Source organism: Neorhizobium sp. S3-V5DH (assembly GCF_004343065.1).
Taxonomy (GTDB): domain Bacteria; phylum Pseudomonadota; class Alphaproteobacteria; order Rhizobiales; family Rhizobiaceae; genus Neorhizobium; species Neorhizobium huautlense.
Window position 1 is genome coordinate 89,736 of record NZ_SMCL01000002.1, and the last position, 25,949, is coordinate 115,684.

At 60.1% G+C, this 25,949-nt stretch carries 28 protein-coding genes; 20 read left to right on the forward strand and 8 right to left on the reverse strand.

Going from position 1 to position 25,949, the window contains the following annotated elements; all coding sequences use genetic code 11:
- Positions 1 to 94 precede the first annotated feature (94 nt).
- Entirely contained in the window at positions 95 to 1,321 is a 1,227-nt protein-coding gene (locus EDE09_RS03920; protein WP_132409019.1) for a PQQ-dependent sugar dehydrogenase, read from the forward strand.
- Between the two features lie 62 nt (positions 1,322 to 1,383).
- On the opposite strand, the gene EDE09_RS03925 is transcribed toward EDE09_RS03920, so the two are convergent.
- Positions 1,384 to 2,586: a pyridoxal phosphate-dependent aminotransferase gene (locus EDE09_RS03925; protein ID WP_132409021.1), complete on the reverse strand. Its 1,203-nt coding sequence runs from the start codon at positions 2,584 to 2,586 to the stop codon at positions 1,384 to 1,386.
- A gap of 208 nt (positions 2,587 to 2,794) precedes the next feature.
- Between EDE09_RS03925 and EDE09_RS03930 the strand changes: the two genes are divergently transcribed.
- Entirely contained in the window at positions 2,795 to 3,733 is a 939-nt protein-coding gene (locus tag EDE09_RS03930) for an EAL domain-containing protein (RefSeq protein WP_132409023.1), read from the forward strand.
- A 501-nt stretch (positions 3,734 to 4,234) separates the two neighbouring features.
- A complete protein-coding gene (locus EDE09_RS03935; protein ID WP_085424902.1) occupies positions 4,235 to 4,450 on the forward strand; it encodes a cold-shock protein in 216 nt (71 codons plus the stop codon).
- 79 nt (positions 4,451 to 4,529) lie between these two features.
- Here the strand turns inward: EDE09_RS03935 and EDE09_RS03940 are convergent, their stop codons facing one another.
- Together EDE09_RS03940 and EDE09_RS03945 are read right to left on the reverse strand one after the other, a co-directional pair.
- Positions 4,530 to 5,177: an MBL fold metallo-hydrolase gene (locus EDE09_RS03940; RefSeq protein WP_132409025.1), complete on the reverse strand. Its 648-nt coding sequence runs from the start codon at positions 5,175 to 5,177 to the stop codon at positions 4,530 to 4,532.
- 68 nt (positions 5,178 to 5,245) lie between these two features.
- Positions 5,246 to 5,440, reverse strand: a complete 195-nt coding sequence (locus EDE09_RS03945; protein WP_132409027.1) for a hypothetical protein — start codon at positions 5,438 to 5,440, stop codon at positions 5,246 to 5,248.
- A gap of 168 nt (positions 5,441 to 5,608) precedes the next feature.
- Between EDE09_RS03945 and EDE09_RS03950 the strand changes: the two genes are divergently transcribed.
- From EDE09_RS03950 to EDE09_RS03970, 5 genes are all read left to right on the forward strand, one after another.
- Positions 5,609 to 6,226, forward strand: coding sequence for a DUF1236 domain-containing protein (locus tag EDE09_RS03950; RefSeq protein ID WP_112800975.1), 618 nt, complete (start codon positions 5,609 to 5,611; stop codon positions 6,224 to 6,226).
- 223 nt (positions 6,227 to 6,449) lie between these two features.
- Positions 6,450 to 6,926, forward strand: a complete 477-nt coding sequence (locus EDE09_RS03955; protein ID WP_105370365.1) for a MarR family transcriptional regulator — start codon at positions 6,450 to 6,452, stop codon at positions 6,924 to 6,926.
- A gap of 4 nt (positions 6,927 to 6,930) precedes the next feature.
- Positions 6,931 to 7,629, forward strand: coding sequence for a response regulator transcription factor (locus EDE09_RS03960; protein WP_112801295.1), 699 nt, complete (start codon positions 6,931 to 6,933; stop codon positions 7,627 to 7,629).
- Positions 7,630 to 7,658: 29 nt separating this feature from the next.
- A complete protein-coding gene (locus EDE09_RS03965; RefSeq protein ID WP_132409029.1) occupies positions 7,659 to 9,038 on the forward strand; it encodes an ATP-binding protein in 1,380 nt (459 codons plus the stop codon).
- Between the two features lie 11 nt (positions 9,039 to 9,049).
- Positions 9,050 to 9,631 (forward strand): DUF1349 domain-containing protein, encoded by a 582-nt coding sequence (locus EDE09_RS03970; RefSeq protein ID WP_132409031.1) that lies wholly within the window; start codon positions 9,050 to 9,052, stop codon positions 9,629 to 9,631.
- A 12-nt stretch (positions 9,632 to 9,643) separates the two neighbouring features.
- Here EDE09_RS03970 and EDE09_RS03975 read toward each other — a convergent pair whose 3' ends face one another.
- The 4 genes from EDE09_RS03975 to EDE09_RS03990 all read right to left on the reverse strand — a co-directional run bounded on the left by EDE09_RS03975 (position 9,644) and on the right by EDE09_RS03990 (position 12,358).
- Entirely contained in the window at positions 9,644 to 9,985 is a 342-nt protein-coding gene (locus EDE09_RS03975; protein WP_132409033.1) for a tRNA-binding protein, read from the reverse strand.
- Between the two features lie 9 nt (positions 9,986 to 9,994).
- Positions 9,995 to 10,813, reverse strand: coding sequence for a pyrroline-5-carboxylate reductase (gene proC / locus EDE09_RS03980; RefSeq protein ID WP_132409035.1), 819 nt, complete (start codon positions 10,811 to 10,813; stop codon positions 9,995 to 9,997).
- A complete protein-coding gene (locus EDE09_RS03985; protein WP_112800964.1) occupies positions 10,813 to 11,313 on the reverse strand; it encodes a YbjN domain-containing protein in 501 nt (166 codons plus the stop codon). The genes proC and EDE09_RS03985 overlap by 1 nt, the downstream gene beginning before the upstream one ends.
- Positions 11,314 to 12,103: 790 nt before the next feature.
- On the reverse strand, positions 12,104 to 12,358 hold the full coding sequence (locus tag EDE09_RS03990; protein WP_105370367.1) for an accessory factor UbiK family protein: 255 nt from the start codon (positions 12,356 to 12,358) through the stop codon (positions 12,104 to 12,106).
- A 219-nt stretch (positions 12,359 to 12,577) separates the two neighbouring features.
- On the opposite strand from EDE09_RS03990, the gene lgt reads away from it, so the two are divergent.
- The 8 genes from lgt (at position 12,578) to EDE09_RS04030 (ending at position 19,405) form a co-directional block, all read left to right on the forward strand.
- A complete protein-coding gene (lgt, locus tag EDE09_RS03995; protein WP_132409317.1) occupies positions 12,578 to 13,408 on the forward strand; it encodes a prolipoprotein diacylglyceryl transferase in 831 nt (276 codons plus the stop codon).
- A gap of 16 nt (positions 13,409 to 13,424) precedes the next feature.
- The gene (locus EDE09_RS04000; protein WP_105370268.1) at positions 13,425 to 14,525 is read left to right on the forward strand and encodes a class I SAM-dependent methyltransferase; all 1,101 of its coding nucleotides are present in this window, start codon (positions 13,425 to 13,427) and stop codon (positions 14,523 to 14,525) included.
- A 103-nt stretch (positions 14,526 to 14,628) separates the two neighbouring features.
- Positions 14,629 to 15,423, forward strand: coding sequence for a peptidoglycan editing factor PgeF (gene pgeF / locus EDE09_RS04005; protein ID WP_105370269.1), 795 nt, complete (start codon positions 14,629 to 14,631; stop codon positions 15,421 to 15,423).
- A 1-nt stretch (position 15,424) separates the two neighbouring features.
- A complete protein-coding gene (locus EDE09_RS04010; protein WP_132409037.1) occupies positions 15,425 to 16,576 on the forward strand; it encodes a Xaa-Pro peptidase family protein in 1,152 nt (383 codons plus the stop codon).
- An 83-nt stretch (positions 16,577 to 16,659) separates the two neighbouring features.
- Positions 16,660 to 17,427, forward strand: coding sequence for a hypothetical protein (locus tag EDE09_RS04015; RefSeq protein ID WP_132409039.1), 768 nt, complete (start codon positions 16,660 to 16,662; stop codon positions 17,425 to 17,427).
- Between the two features lie 129 nt (positions 17,428 to 17,556).
- A complete protein-coding gene (locus EDE09_RS04020; RefSeq protein WP_105370272.1) occupies positions 17,557 to 18,489 on the forward strand; it encodes a ribose-phosphate pyrophosphokinase in 933 nt (310 codons plus the stop codon).
- Positions 18,490 to 18,549: 60 nt separating this feature from the next.
- Positions 18,550 to 19,038, forward strand: a complete 489-nt coding sequence (locus tag EDE09_RS04025) for a Kazal-type serine protease inhibitor domain-containing protein (protein ID WP_132409041.1) — start codon at positions 18,550 to 18,552, stop codon at positions 19,036 to 19,038.
- A gap of 109 nt (positions 19,039 to 19,147) precedes the next feature.
- Complete coding sequence (locus tag EDE09_RS04030; protein ID WP_105370274.1) at positions 19,148 to 19,405, forward strand: hypothetical protein; 258 nt, start codon at positions 19,148 to 19,150, stop codon at positions 19,403 to 19,405.
- Positions 19,406 to 19,442: 37 nt separating this feature from the next.
- On the opposite strand, the gene EDE09_RS04035 is transcribed toward EDE09_RS04030, so the two are convergent.
- Positions 19,443 to 20,888, reverse strand: a complete 1,446-nt coding sequence (locus EDE09_RS04035) for a hypothetical protein (RefSeq protein WP_132409043.1) — start codon at positions 20,886 to 20,888, stop codon at positions 19,443 to 19,445.
- Between the two features lie 242 nt (positions 20,889 to 21,130).
- On the opposite strand from EDE09_RS04035, the gene EDE09_RS04040 reads away from it, so the two are divergent.
- The 4 genes from EDE09_RS04040 (at position 21,131) to pth (ending at position 25,926) form a co-directional block, all read left to right on the forward strand.
- Positions 21,131 to 21,739 (forward strand): 50S ribosomal protein L25/general stress protein Ctc, encoded by a 609-nt coding sequence (locus EDE09_RS04040; protein WP_105370276.1) that lies wholly within the window; start codon positions 21,131 to 21,133, stop codon positions 21,737 to 21,739.
- Between the two features lie 209 nt (positions 21,740 to 21,948).
- Complete coding sequence (locus tag EDE09_RS04045) at positions 21,949 to 24,327, forward strand: EAL domain-containing protein (RefSeq protein ID WP_132409045.1); 2,379 nt, start codon at positions 21,949 to 21,951, stop codon at positions 24,325 to 24,327.
- A gap of 65 nt (positions 24,328 to 24,392) precedes the next feature.
- On the forward strand, positions 24,393 to 25,118 hold the full coding sequence (locus EDE09_RS04050; protein ID WP_105370278.1) for a transporter substrate-binding domain-containing protein: 726 nt from the start codon (positions 24,393 to 24,395) through the stop codon (positions 25,116 to 25,118).
- Positions 25,119 to 25,197: 79 nt separating this feature from the next.
- Positions 25,198 to 25,926 carry an aminoacyl-tRNA hydrolase gene (gene pth / locus EDE09_RS04055; protein WP_132409047.1) on the forward strand — a complete coding sequence of 243 codons (729 nt, stop codon included), beginning with the start codon at positions 25,198 to 25,200 and terminating at the stop codon, positions 25,924 to 25,926.
- Positions 25,927 to 25,949 lie beyond the last annotated feature (23 nt).

Sequence of the window (25,949 nt, forward strand, 5' to 3'; positions counted from 1 at the left end):
AGATTGAAGCGATCACGACGATGCCGCGAGTAGCACGCAGCACCGAGATGAGAAGCTTTCGCGGCTCTCAGGCCGCGCATCCAGGAGTTCTGAAATGAAGCGCCTTGCCCTACTTGTGACCGGGTCCATGCTCTCCGTTGCCTTGATGGCCAGCCCGTTGCTCGCTCAGACACAAGGCCGCCCGGCAGAGACCAAGCGTCCGAATGCGCCCGGTCAGAAGCCGGCCTTTGCCGGACAGACACGCGCGCCTCAGCCGGACAGGGTGCCGGAGATCAAGGCCGAAGCCATCGCTGAAGACTTGCCGCACCTCTGGGCGATGGAATTCTTGCCCGATGGCCGCATGCTGGTGACGGCAAAGGCCGGCGCCATGCATATCGTCTCTGCTGAAGGTGAAGCGGGACCTGAAATCGAGGGCGTTCCCGATGTCCTCGCCCGCGGGCAAGGTGGACTGTTGGATGTCGCTCTTGCCCCCGATTTCGCGACCTCGAGCCTGATCTTCTTTTCCTTCTCCGAGCAGCGAGACCAGGGCAACGGCACTTCCGTCGCCTCCGCCAAGCTCGTCCCGGACGACCGCGGCGGCGGAAAGCTGGAGAACGTCAAGGTCATCTTCCGCCAGATGCCGAGCTATGACGGCAACAATCATTTCGGCTCCCGTTTGACGTTCGGCCCCAGGAACGAACTCTACGTGACCGTCGGCGAACGCTCCGACCCCGAGCCCCGCGTGCAGGCCCAGGATCTGAACAGCGGCCTGGGAAAGATCTTCCGCATCGACGCCAATGGGAAGGCGCTGCCCGACAACCCCTTTGTCGATCGGCAAGGGGCCCAACCGGAGATCTGGAGCCTCGGACACCGCAACCTGCAGGCGGCGACCCTCGACGGTCAGGGTCGTTTGTGGACCGTGGAGCACGGCCCCCGCGGCGGTGATGAACTGAACCGGCCCGAAGCGGGCAAAAACTACGGTTGGCCGGAAGTGACCTACGGGATCGAATATAGCGGCGATCCGGTCGGCAAAGGGATTACGCAGAACGCCGAGACCGAACAGCCCGTCTACTACTGGGATCCGGTCATCGCACCCTCCGGCATGGCCTATTACGATGCCGACGCCATACCGGAATGGAAAGGCTCATTCCTGGTCGGCGGCCTTGTCTCGCAAGGGATCGTCGTTCTCCACATGGACGGCGACAAGGTGGCTTACGAGGAGCGCGTGCCCCTGAAAGCACGTATCCGCGATGTGAAGGTCGGACCCGACGGCGCCGTCTATGCCGTCACCGAACAGCGCGGTGGCGGGAAGTCGACCATTCTGCGACTGACGAAAGGTTGAGGCGCCGAAAGCAAAAAGCCCGCCGTCACCAGCGGGCCTTTTGTTAAATCACCCCGAAACGCTTACTTGCAGTTGGCGCAGAAGCGCTGGATACGCTTGCACGCTTCCTCGAGCAAATCCTCCGAGGTCGCATAGGAGATACGGAAGTTCGGGCCAAGACCGAAGGCGGAGCCGTGAACCACCGCGACGCCTTCCGTTTCCAGAAGCTCGGTCACGAAATCCTCGTCCGTCTCGATGACCTTGCCGGACGGCGCGGTCTTGCCGATCAGGCCGGCGCAGGACGGATAGACATAGAAGGCGCCTTCCGGCGACGGGCAAGAGATGCCCTTGGCCTGATTCAGCATCGACACGACGAGGTCGCGACGGCCTTCGAAGATTTTCTTGTTCGCCGGGATGAAGTCCTGCGGGCCGTTGAGTGCCTCGACGGCCGCCCATTGGGCGATCGTGCAGGCGCCCGACGTCTGCTGGCCCTGGATCATGTCCATCGCCTTGATGAGTTCAACCGGACCGGCCGCATAACCGATACGCCACCCGGTCATCGCATAGGCCTTGGAGACGCCATTCATCGTCAGCGTGCGGTTATAGAGCTTCGGCTCCACTTCTACCGGAGTCACGAACTTGAAATCGCCATAGGTAAGGTGCTCGTACATGTCGTCGGTCAGCACCCAGACATGCTCATGCTTCAAAAGAACGTCGGTCAGCGCCTTGAGTTCGTCATGACTATAAGCGGCACCCGAAGGGTTGGACGGCGAATTGAACAGGAACCACTTCGTCTTGGGAGTGAGCGACTTTTCGAGATCTTCGGCGGTTACCTTGAAATTGTTTGCCTGCTTGGTTTCGATGAAGACCGACGTGCCGCTGCAGATCGCCACCATCTCAGGATACGACACCCAGTATGGCGCGGGAATGACGACCTCGTCACCCGGATTCAAGGTTGCCATGAAAGCATTGAAAAGAATCTGCTTTCCACCCGTGCCGACGATCGTCTGGGCGGGCGTGTAGTCGAGATTGTTCTCGCGCTTGAACTTCCTTGCGATCGCTTCGCGAAGCTGGGGAATGCCGGAGACGGGCGGATATTTTGTTTCGCCGCGATTGATCGCGTCGATGGCAGCTTTCTTGATGTTGTCCGGCGTATCGAAATCCGGCTCGCCCGCACCGAGCCCGATCACGTCGCGGCCTTTCGCTTTGAGGTCGCGGGCTTTCTGGGAAACGGCGATGGTGGCGGAGGGCTTTACGCGGGAAAGAGCGTCGGCAAGAAAGGCCATAATCTTCGTCCTGAAGAGCTGTTGAACAAGGGCGGCATCGCGCGCCGAAACCGCCCCACGCTCTATGTCTAAACTATGACGGGGTTTCAAGCGGAAAGCTTGAATGCGACCGATCAAAGAAGCTGATTAAAACCTTCGAAACCTTCTTTACAACCACGTAACCCTTGCCTGCTACAACCAGAAGGACAAGCAAGGAAAGTCCGATGGCATGACGCAGAGAAGCATCTTTGCCAATCTGGTGCGTAGCGAAGACGGCGCCTTCTCCACCGCCTATGGTCCCTTTGTGCTGCAGTCGGCGCTGCAGCCGATCTTCCGCCTGACATCTGAGAACAAGCTGGAGATCGATGCGCTGGAAGGGCTTGTGCGCGTCTCGCGCGACAACGAGCCTGTATCCCCGGCCGAATTTTTCCGGCTGGTCTCGCCAGCCGACATCGCCGACGTCGACAGCATCTCGCGAACGATCCACATTCTCAACACCGGACGGCTCAATCGTGCCCGCGCCAGGATCTTCGTAAAATTCCATCCCGGTCTCTTCCGCACCTCCTCCGAGATGCGCCAGGAAGTCGAACGCATCAAGCTCGCGGCACACGAGGCGGGCTTTGGAACGGAGCGCATCGTCTGCGAGATTTCGGAAAAATCCGGTGCCTCGGACGATATCGTCGTGGCTTTTACCGAGCAGATGCGGGCGATCGGCTTCCAGGTGGCGGTCGACGACTATGGTGCGGGGGATTCCGATCTTGCCCGCCTCAAGCGCATCCGGCCGCATTATGCCAAGTTCGACGCCTCCTGGGTGCGCGACTTTCTCGACAATTCCGCCGGCTTTGCGCTTCTGCGCGTCATCGTCCGGCAGATGCTGGATGATGCGATCGAGCCCATATTTGAAGGGCTTGAGGAAGTCTGGCAGGTTGATCTTTGCAAGGAGCTCGGTGTTCCGCTGGTGCAGGGATTTGCGCTTGCGCGACCGGAACTGGCGCCGACCACCTTCAATGAGAGCTTTCCCGAAAGCCTCCCGGACACCGTGGGAGAAGCCCGATTTGAACCCTTGACCTCCACCCCATATGCGGCCCCTTCGCACCCCCACAATGTCAGGCATTCGTCGGCAAGACCAGCACGGGCCTTCGGGCGGCGGCAATCGACAAATGATTGATGACCCTGGCGGGCGACGGACCGATGGCTCGGAGCTTGTCCTGTTCTTTCCGAAAGTAGCCCAGCACCGACAGAAGTCTTTCTCTTACCGCCGTTTGCTTCGAAATGGCACGGAAGAGGGTTAAGGAAACATTGCCGGCGATGAATCGCCCCTCCGGCTGCGGCTGAAAGGACGCAACCCCCTCATTCCCAGGGGTTTCAGCGATTTCAAATTTTAGCTCGGCGTCAGGTTTCGAAAAACTTTTTCTTGCCAATTTTCCATAAACACAGCACTCTGTCCAAGTTCGGGCAATTTACGAGCATGGGAAGACCTATAATGACGCGCTCCGAAGGCGCCAAGACTTCGGGCGGGGGCTGGGGGCAGAGATTTTCAAAGCTATTCCTGCCGGTCGCCGCGGTAAACACAGGGACCCTTTCTTAAAGCTGCCTGCCGCCGCCCTTCGGGGCAATACCATGATGCTGTCCGCCGCTGAACACGGACAGAAAGAAAAGGACCTGCTGCATGGCCGAGACTGGCACTGTAAAATTCTTCAATACCGACAAAGGCTTCGGCTTTATCAAGCCTGATAGTGGTGGCGCCGACATCTTTGTCCATATCTCTGCCGTACAGGCTTCCGGCCTGTCCGGTCTCTCAGAAAATCAGAAGGTAAGCTTCGACACGGAACCGGATCGTCGCGGCAAGGGCCCCAAGGCCGTCAACCTGCAGATCGCTGGTTAAGCCTTAAAGGCTTCTATTCGAGTTGAGGCCCGGCAGATATGCCGGGTTTTCTTTTTGTCTATGCATCCCATGGCCTCTGTCAGAGCCCGCGAAGGAAGGGATTGGATCTACGTTCGTCGCCGATCCGGCTTCCCGGCCCGTGACCGCAGATAAAGCCGACGTCATCTCCAAGAGGCAGGACCTTGTCGCGGATCGATGCCAGAAGCGTCTCGTGATCGCCGCCAGGCAAGTCGGTCCGGCCGATCGAGCCGTTGAACAGCACATCGCCGAGATGGGCGAAACCCTGATCGCGATTGTAGTAGATCACGTGGCCCGGTGCGTGACCGGGGCAATGAAAGACTTCGAAAACGTGATCGCCGAATGAAACCCGGTCTCCCTCGTTGAGCCAGCGATCCGGCGTGAGATTCCGTACCGTCATCTTCACTCCGAACTTTTCCGCCTGGGTCTCCAGGTTCTGCAGCAACGGAAGATCTGCCTTGTGCGGCCCGATCACCTCAATGCCCAGCGCCTCGCGCAACTCATCCGCGCCCCCGGCATGGTCGATATGCCCGTGCGTCAGCCATATCTCCTTGAGCGTAATGCCGTTTTCCTTGACGACCTCAAGGATGGCCGGCACATCGCCGCCCGGATCGATGACGACACCTTCCTTGGTCTCGTCGTCGAAGAGGATCGTGCAGTTCTGCTGAAATGGCGTAACCGGGATGATGCCCGCCTGTAACTTGCCCATGATGCCTCGGCTCAATTGATAGGTCAGCCGGGGTATAACGGGAAACGACGGGCATGACAGCGGAAAAATCAATCGATGAGGGCGAGCGTCTTATAGTTCTCGTTGGCCGCGACGGGAGGAGCGAGCGATACCGTCGCGAGCAGAAATGCCGATACGATAATCTTTAGCGTGAATACGGTGACGAGAACCCCCTTCAGCGGATTTTCCGCTGCAACAGCGTCCGTCTTCATAGGAGGAAGGGCAGAAAATGTCTGGGCGATCATGGCGTTTCTCCAGCCTGTTTGGCCACATCAATGGCCGGCGCTCACAAAAGTTCCGCACGTCGTTTGCGCTGTTGCGGACACGACACAGCTTGAAGAATCTGCCCTGACAGAACGGAACCACCGAGGAGCGAAAGGGTTTCCCCGCCAGTCAACATGAGGAGAAAGTCCATGACGACTTGGTTGAAATGCCTGGCCCTGGGCTCCGTTTTTTCGGCGCTGGCTCTGCCTGCTGCGGCCCAGATGGCCACCACGACCGCGTCAGATATCGTCGTCCGTTCCGGCCCCGGTCAGAACTATCCCGAGATCGGCCTTGCCACCCGAGGCAGCCCCGCCATGATGGACGGCTGTGTCGAAGGCAGCAACTGGTGCCGTATCGAAGTCAACGGCATGCGAGGCTGGGTGTTCGCTGAATATCTGACCATACGGCATAAAGGATCGCCGGTGGTAGTTCAGGAATACCGCACCCAGTACGACGTCCCGACCGTGACCTATGAGACCACGGCCAGTGTCGTCCCTGCCGCTCCATCCCCTGCCCCCGGCGATGTCCTGCTTGGTCCGGTCGGCGCTGTGGAAGTGGTTGACCCGCCTGAGACGGTCATCAGCTATATCGAGGAGCATCCGGCGCAATCGATCCAGGTCAGCAACGAGGTTGTCGTCGGCGCAACGCTTCCTGCGGACGTCGTCGTCAGCGAAGTGCCCGACTATGATTACAACTATGTCGTGGTCAACGATCGGCGCGTCCTCGTCGATCCCGGCACCCGGCGCATCGTTCACATCTACGAATGACATTCCTCAAAGGGCGCCTCCCCGGCGCCCTTTCGCCTGTCCCCGACAGCGTGACCGCCTCTTCCAACAAATGCTGTTGATTGTTCAAACCGTTCGCGCTTTATGACGGACGGAAGGCTACAATCGATAATCGGCAAAAAGAGCTTCAGCCTTTGGCAAGGAGCCGTCAGGAAAGGGAACGCGAGTGGCGCGCACATCGACGGGAAGAGCCGTCCAGAAGGCCATGCCGCCGATGCCGGCGGTGGATGAAGCACAGATCGACTTTGAGACGATTGAGTTGCTTTTTTTCGCCTACCGCGACTTCGTGTCCGACCCCGATGCAATCCTCGCCAAGATCGGCATGGGCCGGGCTCATCACCGGGTGGTCTATTTCGTAAGCCGTCAGCCGGGCATGATGGTGGCGGATCTTCTGGATACGCTGCAAATCACCAAACAGAGCCTTGCGCGCGTGCTGAAGCAGCTTATCGAGCTGGGCTATATCCGTCAGATGGCAGGCGCCAAGGATCGCCGCCAGCGCAGGCTTTACCCGACATTGGCTGGCCGGGAGCTGGCGCTCGCCCTTTCGGAGCCGCAATCGCGCCGTATCGCTCTCGCCATGGAGGATTTGACGCCTGAAATGCGGGCTGCGGTAAAGCAGTTCCTGCGTAAAATGCGCGGACGCGATGAAAATCTCGAGCCGATCGACAGTGACCTGGATTGAGCAAATGACGAAAACGCCCCCTTCTGACGACGCCCCCCATCTCCTCGTGGTCGATGACGATACCCGTATCCGCGATCTGCTGAATCGCTACCTCATGGAACAGGGCTTTCGGGTTACTGTCGCAGGCGATGCTGCCGAAGCACGCCGCAAGCTGGAAGGCCTGCATTTCGACCTGATCATCCTCGATGTGATGATGCCCGGGGAATCCGGCCTTTCGCTCACGCAGTCGCTTTATCAGAAGAAGACCATTCCGGTGATCCTGCTGACGGCGCGCGCCGAGGCCCAGTCGCGCATCGAGGGTCTCGAAGCGGGCGCCGACGATTATCTGGCCAAGCCCTTCGACCCGCGCGAACTGGTGCTGCGCATCAACAACATCCTGCGCCGCAGTTCCTCGCCCGATACGCCGAAGATCGAGCAGATCATGTTCGGGCCGTTCACATTCTCGATCCCGCGCAAGGAGTTGCGCAGGGCGGCGGAAACCATCAGGCTGACCGACCGGGAACAGGAAATCATGCTGCTTTTCGCGCTGCGGGCGGGCGACACCATTCCCCGCCACGAGCTGATCGGCGACGATGCGGAGGTCGGCGAACGCACGATTGACGTGCAGATCAACCGTTTGCGGCGTAAGATCGAGGAAGATCCGGCCAACCCCGTTTATCTTCAGACGGTGCGCGGCATCGGATACCGACTGAGTATCGATTAGTCCGACAAAGCGGACACAGCGGAAGGCGGATGGCTTTTTTTGACACCCTCAAACGCGACATGGACCGGTTCGTCATCCCCGGCTGGCGACCGTTCGCGCGATGGCTGCGCCGCCGCCTGCCGACCGGCCTCTATACCCGTTCGCTGCTGATCGTCATCCTGCCCATGCTGCTTTTGCAGACGGTCGTTGCCGCCGTCTTCATGGAGAGGCACTGGCGCATGGTTACCGAGCGCCTTTCCGAGGGCACGGTCCGCGACATCGCCGGCATCATCGAGGTCATCAAGAGCTATCCGCAGGATGGAAATTACGATGCGATCACCCGCATCGCCGACGACGCATTGAACCTCACCGTCGCCGTCGAGGAAAACGGCCAGCTGCCGCCGCCCCGCCCGCGCCCCTTCTTCTCGATCCTCGATGATATTCTGGCCGAACAGATCACCCGCCAGATCCAGATGCCCTTCTGGATCGACACGGTGGGAGACAGCCGGCTCGTCGAGATCCGCATCAAGTTCGACGACCGGGTGTTGAGAGTATTCACCCGCCGCGGCTCGACCTATGCGTCGAACACCCATATCTTTCTTGTCTGGATGGTCGGCACGGCCTTCGTGCTGGCGGTCATTTCCATTCTCTTCCTGCGCGGCCAGATCCGGCCGATCCTGGCGCTCGCACAGGCGGCCGAAAGCTTCGGCAAGGGACAGAAGACCGAGGGATTTTCGCCGCGCGGCGCCGACGAAATTCGCCGCGCCGGCCTCGCCTTCATCCAGATGCGCGAACGCATCGAGCGCCAGATGGAGCAGCGCACTGCGATGCTCGCCGGCATCAGCCACGACCTCAGGACCATATTGACGCGCTTCAAGCTGCAACTCGCGCTGGCCGGCGACAAGCCGGAGCTTGCCGGCATGGGCCAGGATGTCGACGACATGCAGTCGATGCTGGAAGGTTATCTCGCCTTTGCCAAGGGTGAGGCGGAGGAGGATTTCGGCGAACTACGCCTTAGTGAATTGCTTGAAAAATTGCGCTGCGATTTTTCCATTCGCGGCAAGACGATGACCTACGAGATCGACGGTGAAGACGAAATCGCCGTCCGTCCGAACGCCTTTACCCGGCTTCTCAGCAATCTTGTTTCCAACGCGGAGCGGTATGCGAGCACTCTGCATATCGATGCCCGGCACAGCGCAAAATGGCTGACGCTGACGCTCGACGACGACGGCCCCGGCATCCCCGTCGAAGCGCGAGAGGATGTGTTCAAGCCGTTCTACCGGCTTGACGAGGCTCGCAATCTGAACGCGTCCGGGACAGGCCTCGGGCTCGCCATCGCCCGCGACGTCGCCCGTGCCCACGGCGGCAATGTAACGCTCGCCGACAGTCCCAGAGGCGGCCTGCGGGCCGTCGTCCGAATACCGGCCTAAAGCGAGAAAAAATGTCCTTCGACCTTTCCGAAATGCAATGGTTGAACCCACCGACCGAAAGCCGTCTCGACCGTGACCGGCTGGTCGTCCGCTCCGGCAAGGATACCGATTTCTGGCAGGGCACCTATTACGGTTTTCATCGCGACAATGGCCATTTTCTCCACCAGCGCCGGTCCGGCGACTTCACTGCCGAAACGTCCTTCGTTGGCCATTACGAAACGCTTTACGATCAGGCCGGGCTGATGATCCGCCACGACGAAACGCACTGGATGAAATGCGGCATCGAATTCACCGACGGAGCCCGCCATTTCAGCGTCGTCGTCACCAATGGTCACTCGGATTGGTCGGCGTTCCGCCTGACAGAGGATTTCAGCGAGATGTTCGTGAGGGTCACCCGCATGGGCGACGCCCTCTTCATCCAGTATCGCCCCGATACCCGGCCGGATTGGCGCATGGCGCGGCTCGCCTATTTCCCGCCGGAGTTCAGCGAGCTTTCCGTCGGCATGATGTTCTGCTCACCGCAGCGGCAAGGTTTTGAGGTGGAATTCCGATCCTTCAGCCTGACCGAAGTCAAGAGCCGCAATATCCACTGATACCGAGAAAGCCTACATCAGCTTTTTGCCGTTCGGCACCGGCTGCTCCACGGCGGCGAGCACGATCGCGCCGTTTTCGTCCTCAAAGCCGAGGGTGAGCACCTCCGAGCGGAAAGGACCGATCTGCCTCGGCGGGAAATTGACGACCCCCAGCACCTGCCGGCCGACAAGCGTCTCCGGCGTATAATGCACCGTGATCTGCGCCGAGGATTTCTTGATGCCGATTTCGGGGCCAAAGTCAATCTTCAGCTTGAATGCCGGTTTGCGCGCTTCCGGGAACGGTTCAACCTCGACAATCGTGCCGACGCGGATATCGACTCTCTCGAAATCGCCATAGGTGATCTGTTCGGCCATCGGCGTCGCTCAGCTTCCAAGCTCTTCGGCCCGCTTGCGAGCGGCGGCGATCGCCCTGTCGAACAGCGGCTGCATGCCGTCCTCAGCCATCAGCACGGAGAGCGCAGCCGCGGTCGTTCCACCTGGAGAGGTGACGTTCTGACGAAGCTTCGAGGCGTCATCGGGGGACTGGTGAAGGAGCTCACCAGCCCCCGAGACAGTTTCCCGCGCAAGCCGCATGGCGAGGTCCGCCGGCAGGCCGGCTTTCCGGCCCGCTTCCGCCATGCACTCGACGAGATAAAACACATAGGCCGGACCGCTGCCGGAAACGGCGGTGACGGCATCGATGTCGGCTTCGCTCGCCACCCATTCCACCGGGCCGCTGACCTTGAGAAGCGCCTGGACTGCTTCCCGTTGCGCCTCGGTGACCTTGGGATTGGCATAGGCGCCTGTCACCCCCCTGCCGATCATGGCGGGCGTATTCGGCATCGCCCGCACCATGGCGGCGTCGCCGAGATAACCTTGCAGATAGGAAAGCGTCTTGCCGGCAGCGACTGACACGACGACGGTGCCGGCGCCGACCATTGGCTTCAGCGGCGGCAGCACCGCATCCATCAACTGCGGCTTGACCGCGAGAAAGAGAATATCGGCTGCAAGCTCATTTGTAGGCGCCGCAAAATGACGGGCGCCGGCCTCGGCAATCGTAAGCTTCATCGCTTCCGAGGGCGACGGGTCGATGACAGTCACGGAAGATCCCGGCACGCCGTTCTTCAGCCAGCCGGAAAGCATGGCACCGCCCATATTGCCGGCGCCGATGAGGACGATCGAACCCATCTGCGCCAAGGCCATCAGGCTTCACCCACGGTTTCGAACAGAACGGCATCCATGGCCGCCTTCGCTTCCATGCCGGACCAGACGACGAACTGGAAGGCCTGATAGTAAGCCTCGCAGGCTTCGAGCGCGCTGGAAAGCAGAACTTCGACCTGCTGGTTGTTGGGCTCCGCGCCGCCGGCAAGCAGCAGTGACTGGCGGAAGATGATCACATCCTCCTGACGCCACAGATCGAAATGCCCCATCAGCACCTGTCCGTTGACATGGGAGAGCAGGCGGATCACCTCGTTGACCCGCATGTCGGGGATCTTGATGTCGAAGGCGCAGGCCAGGTGCAGCGCTTCGAACTCCTCCATCCAGGAGAAGGAAACATGGTAGTCAGTCCAGCGGCCCTCCACGGTCATGGCGATTTCGTCCTCGCCGGACCGTTCGAACGTCCAATCGTTCGAAGCTGCAACGAACTCGATCATGTCGACCGGATTCGACTGGCGTTCGATTTCCATTTCCATAAGGCTCATGCGGCACCTTCTTGACCGGAATGAATGCGGATTCGTGCGAGATACGCCAAAACACGCGAACAATGACCGGGAACAACATTTTGGACGATCGCCCGACGCCTGCCAGAATAACGCAGTCACCCTGTCTGGAGCTTACCAAGCCGTTTCGAATCATCCTTTAAAATCAGTGTACCTACACGGAGTCCGGCTGCCAGCCCCTTTCCCTCCATTTTGATCAATCAACCGTGGAAACATCTTCGTGTCGGAGATCAGAAGGGAGTCATAACTGACTCTGGACGCTGGCTTTTTTGGCAGTGTCCACAGGGCGCCATTTTTTTGGAGCGAAGCAGCTCTGCCGCCTGTGTCGTCAATCGGCCCCGCGCGGCAATCGCGACGCCAGCCGTCCCGGACCGATCCGGGAAACAGGCCGCATTTGAAGAGGAACACCCATAGCAGCGCCGACGGTTCATCGGGCACGGTTGGAAGGGAATGGGGCAGACGGAGGGTATCAGCAGGTTTTAGGCATCAGGCTTTCCGCCTGCCCCGACCATGCCCTGGATCTTAAGGGGGTTTCCCAGCCCCCTTTCGATCGTCCGGCAGCGGCCGTCACCGGAAACCAAGCTCTTGCGAACCCGAGGAGGCAGCCGGCTCGCGAACCCGGTTCCCATCCGATGACCCGGGGATTATGGCCCAGGTTCCGGAGGACGAGGATCCGAGGAGGAAAAAATGTCGGAGCGGCGTTGATGAAGCTGGAGGAATCTTTTTGACCGCAGTTGAATTATCCCCGACCGGCAGGCCGGGAGCAATTTCCTTACTGCCCTGAAAGCTTCGCTTCCAACGCTTCAATGCGGGCCCTCAGCGCTTCGTTCTCGTCGCGGGCTCTCGCGGCCATCTCGCGGACGGCTTCAAATTCCTCGCGCTTGACCACGTCCATATTGTTGAGAAACCGCTCGGCCTGAGCGTGAAACGCAGTTTCAACCTCCTTGCGCACGCCTTGCGCGGCGCCGGCGGCATCCGTCATCAGCCGGGCAAAATCGTCGAGAATGCGGTTCGTTCCGGTTGCCATGGTTCTGAACTCCCATATCGTCTGGCCGGCTGATCGCTCGGCAATGTCCTTGATCTGAAGTAGGGCCTGAACGGCCGGCTTGCAAGCATCATCCACTGTTAGCATGGGCGCCAGCTGAGATTCGCCTTGACCGCCGATGGCCGCAACGCCATGTTCCGCGGCGATACGGTTAGTAGGGAACCCTGTAGATTGCACGACGGCCTTCATCTTTTCGCCCTTATGCCGTTCCCGAACATCGATCCGGTGGCGTTCTCCGTCGGCCCTTTGGCCGTTCACTGGTATGGGCTTGCCTATGTTGCCGGCATCCTGCTCGGCTGGCTCTATGCCCGCCGGCTTGCCGCAAACGCTTCCCTCTGGAAAAACGACCGGCCGCCGATCACTGCCGCCCATCTCGACGATTTTCTGGTCTGGGTCGCCGCCGGCATCGTGCTTGGCGGGCGGATCGGCTATATTCTGTTTTACGACTTCCCGATGGTTGCGGCCAATCCGCTTCGGGCCGTCGAGATCTGGAACGGCGGAATGTCGTTCCACGGCGGCTTCCTGGGAGCCACACTGGCGATGATCCTTTTCGCGCGCAGGAACGACATCCCGGTCTGGAGCATGTTCGATACGGTCGCCGCCGTCGTTCCGTTCGGCCTGTTCTTCGGCCGTATCGCGAACTTCATCAACGGTGAGCTTTGGGGCCGCCTGAGCAATGCGCCTTGGGCGGTGGTTTTCCCGACCGGCGGACCCTTCGCGCGGCATCCGAGCCAGCTTTACGAGGCCGGCCTCGAGGGCGTAGTCCTGCTGCTCGTCCTCGTCCTGATGATCTTCCGGTTCAAGGCGCTGAAAGCGCCGGGGGTGATCGCCGGAACCTTCGTCGTCGGTTACGCGCTATGCCGCATTTTCGTGGAGTTCTTCCGCGAACCGGACGCGCAGCTCGGCTACCTGCTTGACACCGATTGGCTTACCATGGGTATGGTTCTTTCCGTGCCGATGATCGCCGTGGGTCTCTGGGCCATCCTTCGGGCCCGTGCCGCGGCGTCGGCTTCGGCATCGGCGCAGCCCTGAGCGGAGGCACGGCCACGTGAGCACCCCTCTCGCCGACAAGATCAAGAACCTGATCCGGACCAACGGCCCGATCAGCGTGACGGATTATTTCGCGCTCTGCCTTGCCGATCCCGACTACGGCTATTACCGGACGCGCGAACCGTTCGGCCGCCATGGCGATTTCATCACAGCGCCCGAGATCAGCCAGCTCTTCGGCGAGATGATCGGCATCTTCATGGTGCATGCCTGGCAACGTCACGGCACGCCCGGTGCGGTTCAGCTGGTGGAGATCGGGCCTGGCCGAGGCACGATGATGACCGACATGCTGCGGGTCATAAAGCGCATTGCGCCGCCGCTCTTCGAGGGGCTGCATGTCCATCTGGTCGAGACCAGCGAAAGGCTGCGCGGCGTTCAGCGGGTAACGCTGGAGGCCTATTCCACCAAGATCTCCTGGCATGATGCCTTCGAGGAAGTGCCGGAAGGTTTTACCCTGATTGCGGCGAACGAGCTCTTCGACGCAATTCCGATCCGCCAGTTCGTGAAGACGCCCACGGGCTTCCGGGAGCGCCTCGTGGGGCTCGGGGCGAATGACGAACTGACCTTTGCTGCAGGCGTGGCGACGCTTGATCCGAGCCTGCTGCCCTCGCCACCAGGCTCCATTCCGGACGGCACCGTCTTCGAAGTGGCGCCCGCCAGGCAGGCTGTGATGCAGACGCTGTGCGACCGGCTCAAAACCTTCGGCGGAACAGCGCTGGTTATCGACTACGGCCACACGGTCACTGGCTTCGGCGATACGCTTCAGGCGGTCCGCAACCACGACTTCGACCCGCCGCTGGCTCATCCCGGCGAGGCCGACCTGACGAGCCATGTGGATTTCGAGGACCTCGCCAAGGTCGCGGTTTCGATGGGCGTGCATCTCAACGGCGGCCTCCGCCAGGGCGACTTTCTGTTCGGCCTTGGCCTGGCAGAACGCGCAACCGCGCTCGCCAAAGACAAGGAGCCCCCCGAGCAGCGTCTGATCGCCGCTGCCGTCGACCGGCTGGCCGGCGAAGGTGCCGGCAAGATGGGCGAACTCTTCAAGGTGATTGCCGTGTCCAGCCCCGCTCTCAATTTGATGCCCTTCCGTCCGGTGGATTGACATCCGCCCTTCCCTTACGCCACTCTCGCCCTAAATCGAAGCGGCGATCAATCTTAAACGCTTGCGTAAAACTCCTTGAAAATCAATGGGATAAACAACGCCGATGCAGGACAGACCCTTGCCGACGCCGATTGAAAGCCCTTCACTGAACGAAAGAGGCGGCGCCGCCATCCAACATGGTTTTTTCACCCGCCAGGGCGGCGTTTCGGAAGGATTGTATGCCGGTCTCAACGTCGGCATCGGGTCTGGCGACGATCGCCAGAAGGTCATGGAGAACCGGGCCCGCGTGGCTTCCTGGTTCGGCCTCCCGGTCGAAAAGCTCGCGACCGTTCACCAGGTGCATTCTCCGGACGTGTTTGTCGTCGACGCAACCTATTCGGGCGAGCGCCCCCAAGCCGACGCCATGGTGACCAGCGTTTCCGGCGTGGTGCTGGGTGTCCTTTCCGCCGACTGCGGCCCGATACTCTTTGCAGATGCCGAAAACGGCGTGGTCGGGGCGGCACATGCCGGCTGGAAAGGGGCACTCGGAGGCGTTCTCGAAAACACGGTCGAAGCCATGGTTTCGCTCGGTGCAGCCCGCGAAAAGATTGCCGCCGTATTAGGACCGTCGATCGGCCCGCAAAGTTATGAGGTCGGTCCGGAATTCATCGACCGGTTTTTGGCCGTCGACCCTTCCTATGAGATCTTTTTCACCCCGTCGGCAAAACCGGAACATTTTATGTTCGACCTGCCGGCGCTGACGATGAGGCGGCTGGCCGCGGCCGGCATCCAGGCCGAAAATCTCGGACTGGATACCTATCCGGATGCCGGGAGATTCTTCTCCTATCGCCGCACCACGCACGCCCAGGAGCCGGATTACGGCCGCCAGATTTCAGCAATTGCTATTCGGGAGAATTGACATGGCCCTGCATTTCGAGAGGAGCGAATATGCCGATCGCCTCGCGCGGCTCACGGAGAGGATGAAAACCGAGAAGCTCGATGCTCTCCTGCTCTTCGCACAGGAGAGCATGTACTGGCTGACCGGCTACGACACATTCGGCTACTGCTTTTTTCAGACGCTGATCGTCAAGGCGGACGGAACCATGACGCTGCTCACGCGCTCGGCGGACCTGCGCCAGGCGCGTCACACCTCGACGATCGACAACATCGTCGTCTGGGTGGATCGTGCCAATGCCGATCCCACGCTCGACCTCAAGAACCTGTTGAGCGACATGGATCTCCTCGGCGCCCGGATCGGCGTCGAATATGACACGCATGGCATGACCGGGCGGGTCGCGCGCCTGCTCGACAATCAGCTCTCCACTTTCGGACAGATCAGTGACGCGTCCTACCTCGTGAGCGGCTTGCGTCTGGTGAAGAGCGCTGCCGAAATAGCCTATGCGAAGCGCGCGGCCGAACTGGCCGATGACGCGCTCGATGCAGCGCTGCCCTTGATCAAGGCCGGCGGCGACGAGGCGGAAATCCTGGCGGCCATGCAGGGCGCGGTCTTCCTGGGCGGCGGGGACTATCCGGCCAACGAATTCATCATCGGCTCCGGCGCCGATGCCCTGCTCTGCCGCTACAAGGCCGGACGCCGCCGTCTGGATGCCACCGACCAGTTGACGCTCGAATGGGCCGGCGCTGCAGCCCATTACCATGCGGCAATGATGCGTACGGTCCTGATCGGCGAACCTTCCATGCGCCACCAGGAACTTTTCAAGGCTTGTCACGAGACCATCCAGGCGATCGAAGGTGTGCTGCGGCCCGGTCACGTTTTCGGCGACGTCTTCGATACCCACGCGCGTATCCTGGACGAACGCGGCCTGTCGCGTCATCGTCTGAACGCCTGCGGTTATTCGCTCGGCGCCCGCTTCTCCCCTTCCTGGATGGAGCACCAGATGTTCCACGTGGGCAACCCGCAGGAAATTCTGCCCGGCATGACGCTTTTCATTCATATGATCATCATGGATTCCGACAGCGGCGCAGCAATGACGCTCGGCCATACCTATCTGACGACGGAATCAGATCCGCAGCCGCTTTCGCGCCACGATCTCGACCTTATTTTGCGCTGATTCCAGTCTCTCATCTGCGGATTGACAGTTCCCGAAGGAACCATAAGCTTCGGGCCTAGGGAATCTTTGGCAGGAGGGCGGGCATGCGGCTTTACGGAGGACTGTTTTCCGCCTTGCTTGTCGCGCTCGCCCTCTCATCCTGCAACACGACGGAAGCGTTGACGCCGCAGGCGGAGGTCGCGGGCGCAAATGCGCGGACATCAACGCCGGTGACGCAAGGCGACACCGACCGCATGGCCCGATCTTCGCAGCCGGAGACGTTCAGCGGCGGCGGCGGGCGGGGTGTCTATCAATCCGGGCCTCAGAACACGCTGGAAGCGCAGGCGCGCGCATTGGAATCTGGAAACGCCGTGTCACCCGCGTCCTCAGGCCCTCCTCCGCAATGGCAGGACCAGGGAGCGCAACCGCGGCAGACCCAGCAATCCGCGGCGACCGGACAACCTTCTCCTCAACAGGGCGCATCGCTGCCGTCATCCGGTCCCTCAACCGGGACGATCCGCTTCCTGCCGATTATCGGCGCACCGGTGCAGGCGGTCACGCCGCTGTCGCGTCAGCTGGGTGCGCAGGCCCGCGCGGGCGGGCTGACGATACGGCCGTCCGGCGATACGAGCACGGAACACATCCTGAAAGGCTATTTCTCCGCTTTCGCCGACAGCGGCAAGGTGACGATCATCTATGTGTGGGACATTCTCGATGGTTCCGGTGCGCGCCTGCACCGCATGCAGGGACAGGAGAACATTCCGGCCAAAGGTTCGGACCCGTGGGCCGCAGTCCCCGCCTCCACGATGGAGGCAATCGCCGCAAAAACCATTCAGGACTATCTGAGCTGGCGCCGGTCGCGAAGCGGATAACGGCAGCGCCCAAAAAGACACTGGTCATGGTTTCTTCACAAAAATCCATGATGAGGCGCAAAACGCTATTGCATTCGAAGGCGGCGGCGGTAAAAGGCCCGCATCCAGCTTCAAAACAGGCGGACCGCAATGAAGGTTTTCGCAGGCAATTCGAACCGGCATCTCGCCGACGCGATCTGCAGCTATCTTAATGTACCAGTCGGAAAAGCCAGCGTAAGGCGATTTGCAGACCAGGAAATCTTCGTTGAAATTCAGGAAAATGTGCGCGGGGAAGACGTGTTCGTCATCCAGTCGACGTCCTTTCCGACCAACGACAACCTGATGGAACTGCTGATCATGATCGATGCGTTCCGGCGCTCCTCCGCCCGGCGCATCACCGCAGTGCTTCCCTATTTCGGTTATGCGCGCCAGGATCGCAAGGCGGGTCCTCGAACTCCAATTTCGGCAAAGCTCGTCGCCAACCTGATCACCGAAGCCGGGGCAGACCGCGTATTGACGCTTGATCTGCATGCCGGCCAGATCCAGGGCTTTTTCGATATTCCGACCGACAATCTTTATGCGGTGCCGATCCTCGCCCGCGACGTCAAGGAGCATTACGACCTCAACAATGTGATGGTCGTTTCGCCTGATGTCGGCGGCGTCGTCCGCGCCAGGTCGCTTGCCAAACGTATCGACTGTCAGCTCGCCATCGTCGACAAGCGCCGCGAACGAGCGGGCGAATCCGAAGTCATGAACGTCATCGGCGATGTCCATGGCAAGGATTGCCTTCTCATCGACGACATCGTCGATTCCGGCGGAACGCTCTGCAACGCGGCGGAAGCGCTGCTGAAGAACGGGGCGACAAGCGTCACCGCCTACATCACCCACGGCGTCCTCTCCGGCGGCGCCGTCACGCGCATCGCGACATCCAAGCTGCGCGAACTTGTCATCACCGATTCCATCCAGCCGACCACGGCCGTGCAGTCGGCCCCCAATATCCGGGTGATCACCACCGCCAATCTGCTTGGCGAGGCCATCAACCGCACGGCGATGGAATCATCGGTCTCCAGCCTGTTCGACTGAGCTTTTCAACTGCAGGTATTTCGATAAGGTCCTCGTACCAACAACGAGGAGAGATTCGCGATGAACGGCTTTTCCGGACGATCGAAGACATGGGCTCTTGCCCTTCTTCTTCCCGTGCTTTCGAGCTGTGTCGAAGACGGGCCTGGTCCGGGCGGTTATAATCCGCCTCCACGCCCCTGGCCCGAACCGCGGCCGCAGATGTGCACGATGGAATATCGGCCGGTCTGCGGCGAGCGCGGCGGGCGACTGGAAACCTTCGGCAATGCCTGCCAGGCGCGCGAGCGCGGCTTTCGGATCGTCGGCACCGGCGAGTGCTCGCGTCGCCCGGACCGGCCCGACTGGGACGATCGTCCCGGCAGGCCCGATTGGGACAGGCCGTCTCGTCCGGATTGGGATAGGCCCGAGCGCCCCGATCAAGGCGGCGCCTGCACCCGGGAATACCGGCCCGTCTGCGGGCAGCTTGGCCCAACCCGGCAAACCTTCCCTAATGCCTGCGAGGCCTCGAATGCCGGCTTCCGATCGGTCACGCCGGGAGAATGCCGTCGCTGAGCCGGCGGGCACGACGAGGTTTCCTTGCAAAACACCAGGGCAACCGTCCTGGTGTTTTGCTTTGCCGGGCTGCTTTGACTAGGTAAGGACCAGACGCAGGAGATTCCGCATGGCAGCACGCGACCGCTATTCCCGAAAACTCGAATGTTCCCAATGTGGGAATACCGGCTTTGCCGAGGTATCCGAGACCGACGACAAGCGGCAGAACAATCGCGACTTCCGGATCGACGAACTACCGCGCGGCTTCTTCACCGAATTCCCGTCGACCGACCCTCGCAAATACATGCTGCGTTGCGGCCAGTGCGGACACAAGTTCCGCTTCGAGCAGAAAACGATCTATGCACCAGGCGGCGAGCCTCGCCGCTGACCCGCAGCCTCAGGTTAGCAAGCGCTACCAAGCCCGCCTACTGGAGTACCTGCCCGTTGACGGTGAGGCTTTTGCCATCTTCGAATTTGATGTCCCAGCGCAGGCGACCGTCGGCCTCGGTCTTTGCCATTCCCTTTGCCATCATCACCGCGAAAGAGACCTGGTTGAATTGCGGGTCAGCCTTGGCGGCCTGTTGGAAGTACTGGATGAGCTTATCCACGTCCCGGGCAAAAATCGAAGTCTCGAGCGTGTAGCGATCCTTCTGGTCCGGGTAACCGCTCATCGCTCCGGAAGCCTCGACGTCATAGAGTGGGGATTTCGCAACGACCTTCGGAAAGTCGATCTTGATCTGGCCGTCCGGAAGGAAGGCTTCGCCAAGACGTGCGCTTTGCGCCTCGGGCAAGGGGCCGGAGGTCGAGAGGTCGATTTCCATAAGGGTGTCGACAAAGCGGGTGAAGTTGAGATCGGTGATTCCCATCTGTATCTCGGCAATTTCAGGCACCAACTGCGCATAAAGCTCTGGGATGAGGCCGGGCGGAGCGGAAATGTTCTCCACCCCAATGCCGAAGCCGATTCGCGTCGCCTCGGAAGGTTCCGTCATGGCAAGCGTATAATCCAGTTTACCCAGTTCGAAATCGCCGATCTGGCTGGCCACCACGAAACGGTTGAAGGTGATTTTTTCCGACAGCGAACTGAAGAAGGGCATCGCGCCACGGATCAGTTTCTTCAGCTCAGCGAGCTCGGCCTGCGAGGGTTTTTCATTCTTGACGAGTTCAAGCCCGAACGAAACGAGATTTCGGATCTTTTCCGGCACGACGCCCTCGACACCAACGTCGAAGTCGAGGCTCTCGGCACGGATCTGTATTGGCGGGTTCTCGGCGGTGGTAACCCGCTCGTAGAATCTCGAAAATGCCCCCTTGCCCCGGAAATCGGTGGCGCCAGCTATCGCAGCCCCGGTCGACGTGAGGGAATAATTCATGGCGGCAAAGCTCGCCTCAAGCTCTTCGGCTCCGGTCTTGGATACGATACGGATCGGCCCGGATGTCATCTCGCCCGAACGAAGATAGCTGATCGCGGGATCGAAAATGCCCGAAAAGACCGCATCGGTCACCGAATAGGTGAGATCGGTGGACTTGCCGTCCGGCATCTTGCCCTGAATGGAGACGTTCAGGTCGCTGTCGCTGTTGAGCTTCCACAGCCCGCCGTTCACCGGCGCCGCAAAAACGGAGAAAGGTGTCAGGCCGGATATGGAAAAGTCTCCACTCCCGATATCGCCGAGAAGCTTGGCGAAATCGTATTTGATTTCGTAGCGCTCTCCGGAAGGGATAACTGTCAGAAACCCGCCGTTCCGCACCTCCTCGGGCAAATAATGGCTGAGGTCGTCGCGAAGTTTGCGAGCACCCTGATCGTTGATTTCTGCTGCTGCAAGCGGCTGCACAAAAGACACTGCCGCTACGCTCGCTGCAATCCATATCCGACGCATTTCCTGAGGCCCCTTCCCTCGTTGACCGAGGCGTGAATTTGGATAAGGTAGAAGAGAAGTCAAGCTCGGTATTGTTAAGCGACCGCAATACTTGCGCTTCCGGCGCCTTTGTATTATAGCCCGCCCGTCCGCGCAGACACCCTTGGAGGCAACGCGGATGAAGCGCATCGGACGATGCCCTTCGGTTTGACGCGGCGACCTCGCCGGGAAAAACTCTCCAGACAACCTCGAAAGGATATGCCATGAGCCACGCATCATACGAGCTCAAGGCCGAGGCGCGCGAACGGGTAGGTAAGGGGTCCTCCCGTGAACTTCGCCGCAACGGTTTGATTCCCGCTGTCATCTATGGTGACAAGCAGGCCCCCCTCGCGATCGCACTCTCGACCAACGAAGTGACGAAGCGCATCCACGCCGGCGGTTTCATGACCACCGTCGCAACCATCGAAGTCGAAGGCCAGAAGATCCAGGTTCTCCCGAAGGATTACCAGCTGGATCCGGTCCGTGACTTCACCATGCATGTCGATTTCCTGCGCGTTTCCGGCGACACCGAGGTTTCGGTCGAAGTTCCGGTTCACTTCGTCAACGAAGAGAAGTCGGCAGTCAAGATCGGCGGCGTCCTGAACGTCGTTCGTCACGAAGTCGAGCTTTACTGCCCGGCCAACGACATTCCGGAATTCATCACGGTCGATCTGGCTGGCGCCAAGATCGGCGACAGCCTCCACATCTCCGCGGTAAAGCTGCCGAAGGGCGTTCGTCCGGTCATCGCTGACCGCGACTTCACCATCGCCACGATCGTTGCCCCGGCTGGCGGCGTCGAAGAAGCTGCAGAAGAAGCGCCTGCTTCCGAATAACGAAGCAGACAATCCAACAAAAGAACCCGCCTTCGTCCGAAGGCGGGTTTTTTATTGCAGAATATACAACTTCTTTACTACGGTTCTACAACCGGACAAATCTCGCCAGCCCGGTTCAGTGAAGTTTAATCAATGCGTGAAAGCATGAACTGAGTTTGAGGATAAGGGAACAATCCGGCATCACCGGAGGATAAGTGCGGGAAAGACGAATGACTCGTTCTGTGGAGAGTCGTTTCATCGCGATCATTTCTGGCGCCCTGCTGGTCGTCGTCGCTCCGCTTTTCACGCTGTTTCTGGCGCTCTCTTCGCAACAGGCAGCCAAGAACCAGGGTGAGCATGTCAATGTCATGCTGATCACCAACTCCCAGGCGCTTGGGAAGCCGCTTTGGGACCTGGACACCGACAGCATCCGCCAAATCGCCTCCGTACTCATCGCAGACTCCGCCATTTTCGGCGTGCAGATCAACGACAACACCGGCAAGCTCAATATTGCAGAGGTGGATGTCAACCCGGTTGATTTCCGCGGGCTGCAATCGATCTCCGAGCCGATCTTCTACAAATCCCAGCAGGGAATGCGCAATGTCGGCAGCATCACCGTCTACGTGCCAAAGCTAGGATGGTTTTCCGCCCTGCACGAGATGGAAATGGCCTTCATTTCCATCTTCATCATCGCCATCCTGACCGTTTTTGGAGCCGCCATCCTCGGCAACCGCGTGATGGTGATCAAGCCGCTGATGCGGCTGACGGCCGCTATCGAGGCAACCCGCCGCCTCGGCTCGCGCCACCACGTCGACTGGCGCTCCAATGACGAGATGGGCCGGCTGGCCAAAAGCTTCAACGAGATGCAGAGCCTCCTCGAACGCGAGGAACGGGAACTGAAACGGGCACATCAGCAGACGACGGAGATCTACAATCTCACTCCGGCCATGTTGTTCTCGCTTGACCGCAGCGACCAGATAGCTGCCGTCAGCGACTATTGGCTGCTTGCCACCGGTTATCGCCGCGACGATGTGATCAATCGTCCCTTTGCCGATCTCGTGGCTCCCGCAGACAGGGAGATCTACCACGAGCGCAAGGTACAGGGAAAATCGAGCGGTCCGGTGATCGAGGTGACGGTCCGCTTCCTTTGTGCCGATGGCCGCATGATCGACGTTCTGATCGTCGAAACCGAATTGAGTGCCGCAAGCGGCAGCATTCCCGGATCGCTCAGCGTCATGACCGATGTCACCGAGCTGAAGCAATCGGAACTGCGCAATCACCAGCAGGCCATATCCGATCACCTGACCGGGCTATTGAACCGCCAGGGCTTCGAGGCGATGCTCGACCGGAAGATTGCCGAGGCGGATGAGGCAGAAACCGAAGTCGCGTGCCTTTTCGTTGATCTCGACCGATTCAAGGCGATTAACGACAATCTCGGCCATGCCGCCGGGGATGCCATCCTGTGCCAGTTTGTCGAACGAACAAAACCGATGCTGCACGAGAACGACAGCGCATCGCGTCTCGGGGGCGACGAGTTCGCAATCCTGATTGCTGGCGCCGACGCCCAGCATCGCGCGATCGACCTGGCCCAGACGATCGTCGACATGTTCGAGGTGCCGTTCTGCGCGCACGGCACCGGCGTCCGGCTCAGCGCCAGCATCGGTCTCGCCTTTTATCCCACCCATGCCGCCAGCGCCGCAGAACTCCTGCAGAAATCCGATATGGCCATGTATGCCCGCAAACGCGACGGCAAGAATGGGTCGCAGGTCTATGATCCGGCCATTCTGGACCAGACACGGGAAAGGGCCGAGATCGAAAGCGATATCGAAGCCGGCATTGCCGCCAACTGGTTCGAGGCACATTTCCAGCCGATCGTCGACATCGACACGGACATGCCATCGGGCTTCGAAGCGCTGATGCGCATGCGTCATCCGCGCAAAGGTTTGCTGTCGCCGGCAGGCATTATCAGCGTCGCCGAGGAAACCGGGACCATCGGCCAGATCGGCAACCTCATCCTGGAAGAGGCGATGGCCAACCTTGCCCGGGTTTCGCACCTGCCCGGGATGGAAGAAACCTATGTCGCCGTCAATTTTTCGCCGCTGCAGTTCGAGCCCGGCCTGCTCGCCCGCCTTGCCGGACTGATCGGCCGTCACGGCATTGAACCTTCCCGCCTCGTCATCGAGATCACCGAAGCAGTGCTGATGCATGACAATCCCGAGATCCGCACCATCCTCAACGATCTTCACACTCTCGGATGCCGCATCGCACTCGACGACTTCGGAACAGGTTATTCTTCGCTCAGCTATATGAGCCGTTTCCCGGTCGATATCGTCAAGATCGACCAGTCCTTCATTCGCTCGCTGACGGAACAGGCCGGCGATATCTCCACCAAGAATCGGATGCTGGTCGAAGGGATAAGCGCGATTTCCCATAAGATGAATTGCAAGGTCGTCGCCGAGGGCGTTGAAACGGAAGATCAGCGCGCGCTGCTCCGCCAGATGGGCATCGACTACGCTCAGGGCTATCTCTTCTCGAGGCCCCGCGAAATTTCCGAACTGGTCTCGGCCCTATCTGCCCGGCAGGCCGAAGTGAGGTCCATGGCGAGTTAGAGCATCGTCTCCGCCGGACGACATGCTGAGTCAGGAAGACAACGTGCTCGTTTGGAGGGGAACAGATGAAAAGGGCATTACTGCTTCTCGCCAGTTTCAGTTTCGCGTCTGGTATCGCTGCCCAGACCCCCGTTGTCTTCATGACCGAATCCTACCCGCCCTTCAGCTATCAGGAACCGGGGGGCAAATATCGCGGCGCCGGCATCGACCAGATCGAGATCATCATGCGGGAGACCCAGGTTCCATACACACTGGAAATCCTGCCCTGGGCCCGAGCGATCGCCATGGCGGAAACGCAAGCCGACCACTGTATCTTCGCGGCAGCCCGAACAGCGGAGCGCGAGGCCCGGTTTAAGTGGGTGGTTCCGCTTTTCATTGACCGCAATATTCTGGTCCGGCACGGCAGCTCGAAAGTTTCGGCGACCACAATGGACGAAGCCAAGCACTATACGGTCGGCACCCATCGTGCCGATTATACCGAAGGTCTTCTAAGGAGCTTCGGCTTCCCGAAGATCGACCTCAGTTCCGACTTCGATACGACGCTTCGCAAATTGCTTGAGGACCGCATCGAGATGATGCCCATGTCGGAAGGCGCCTACGAAAAGCTTAGAGCGGCCGGAACCGCAGTCGAGAAAGTGTTTGTGTTTTCAGAGCAGGATCTCGGCATTGCCTGCAACAGGGCCACGCCCGATGAGCTGATCACGACGATGCAGGCCAATCTCGACAGGCTCATCAAGGACGGCGTTCAGACCGCCATCTTCAACCGTTACGGCATCAACCAGCCCAAGTAGCACTGCTCGACAATGAAACCGGTTGACATTGCCGGCGTTTCGCGTTGGTGAAGACCATCAGCGAAGGACGGATTTCTTCATGCTTATCATTGCGGGTCTCGGCAACCCCGGTTCCAAATATGCGGGCAACCGGCACAATATCGGCTTCATGGCGGTCGACGCGATCCAGCGGCGGCCCGGCTTTTCCACGTGGTCGAAGAAATTCAAGGCAGAAATCTCCGAAGGCGAACTCGCCGGCGAAAAGGTGCTGCTGCTGAAGCCGCAGACCTTCATGAACCTCTCCGGCGAAGCCGTCGGCGAAGCGATGCGTTTCTATAAACTCGGCCCGGAAAACGTCGTCGCGATCTATGACGAACTCGACCTGCCCGCCGGCAAGGCCCGCATCAAGACAGGCGGCGGCCACGGGGGCCACAACGGCATCAAGTCTCTCGACGCCCATTGCGGCAAGGACTATCGGCGCCTGCGCCTCGGCATCGGCCACCCCGGCGTCAAGGAACTGGTGCACAATCACGTGCTCGGCGATTTCGCCAAGGCCGATCAGTCCTGGCTTTCGCCTCTCCTCGACGCGATCGCAGACAATGCCGAGATGCTGGTGAAGGCCGAGGATTCGCAGCTGATGAATAAGCTGGCGCTTGCCATCGGCAGCAAACCGGACGACGAGAAGCCGAAGGCCGAGAAGGCCACGCAACCGAAGCTGGCCGGCAAATCGCATATTCATCAGGCCCGCGGCGGCGCCAAGGCGAATATCCCGACTAGCGGCCCGATGGCCGAGATCCTGAAGAAGATGTTCGGCGACAAGGGTAAGTGAGACGGCTCCGGCTGCTTCCCGAG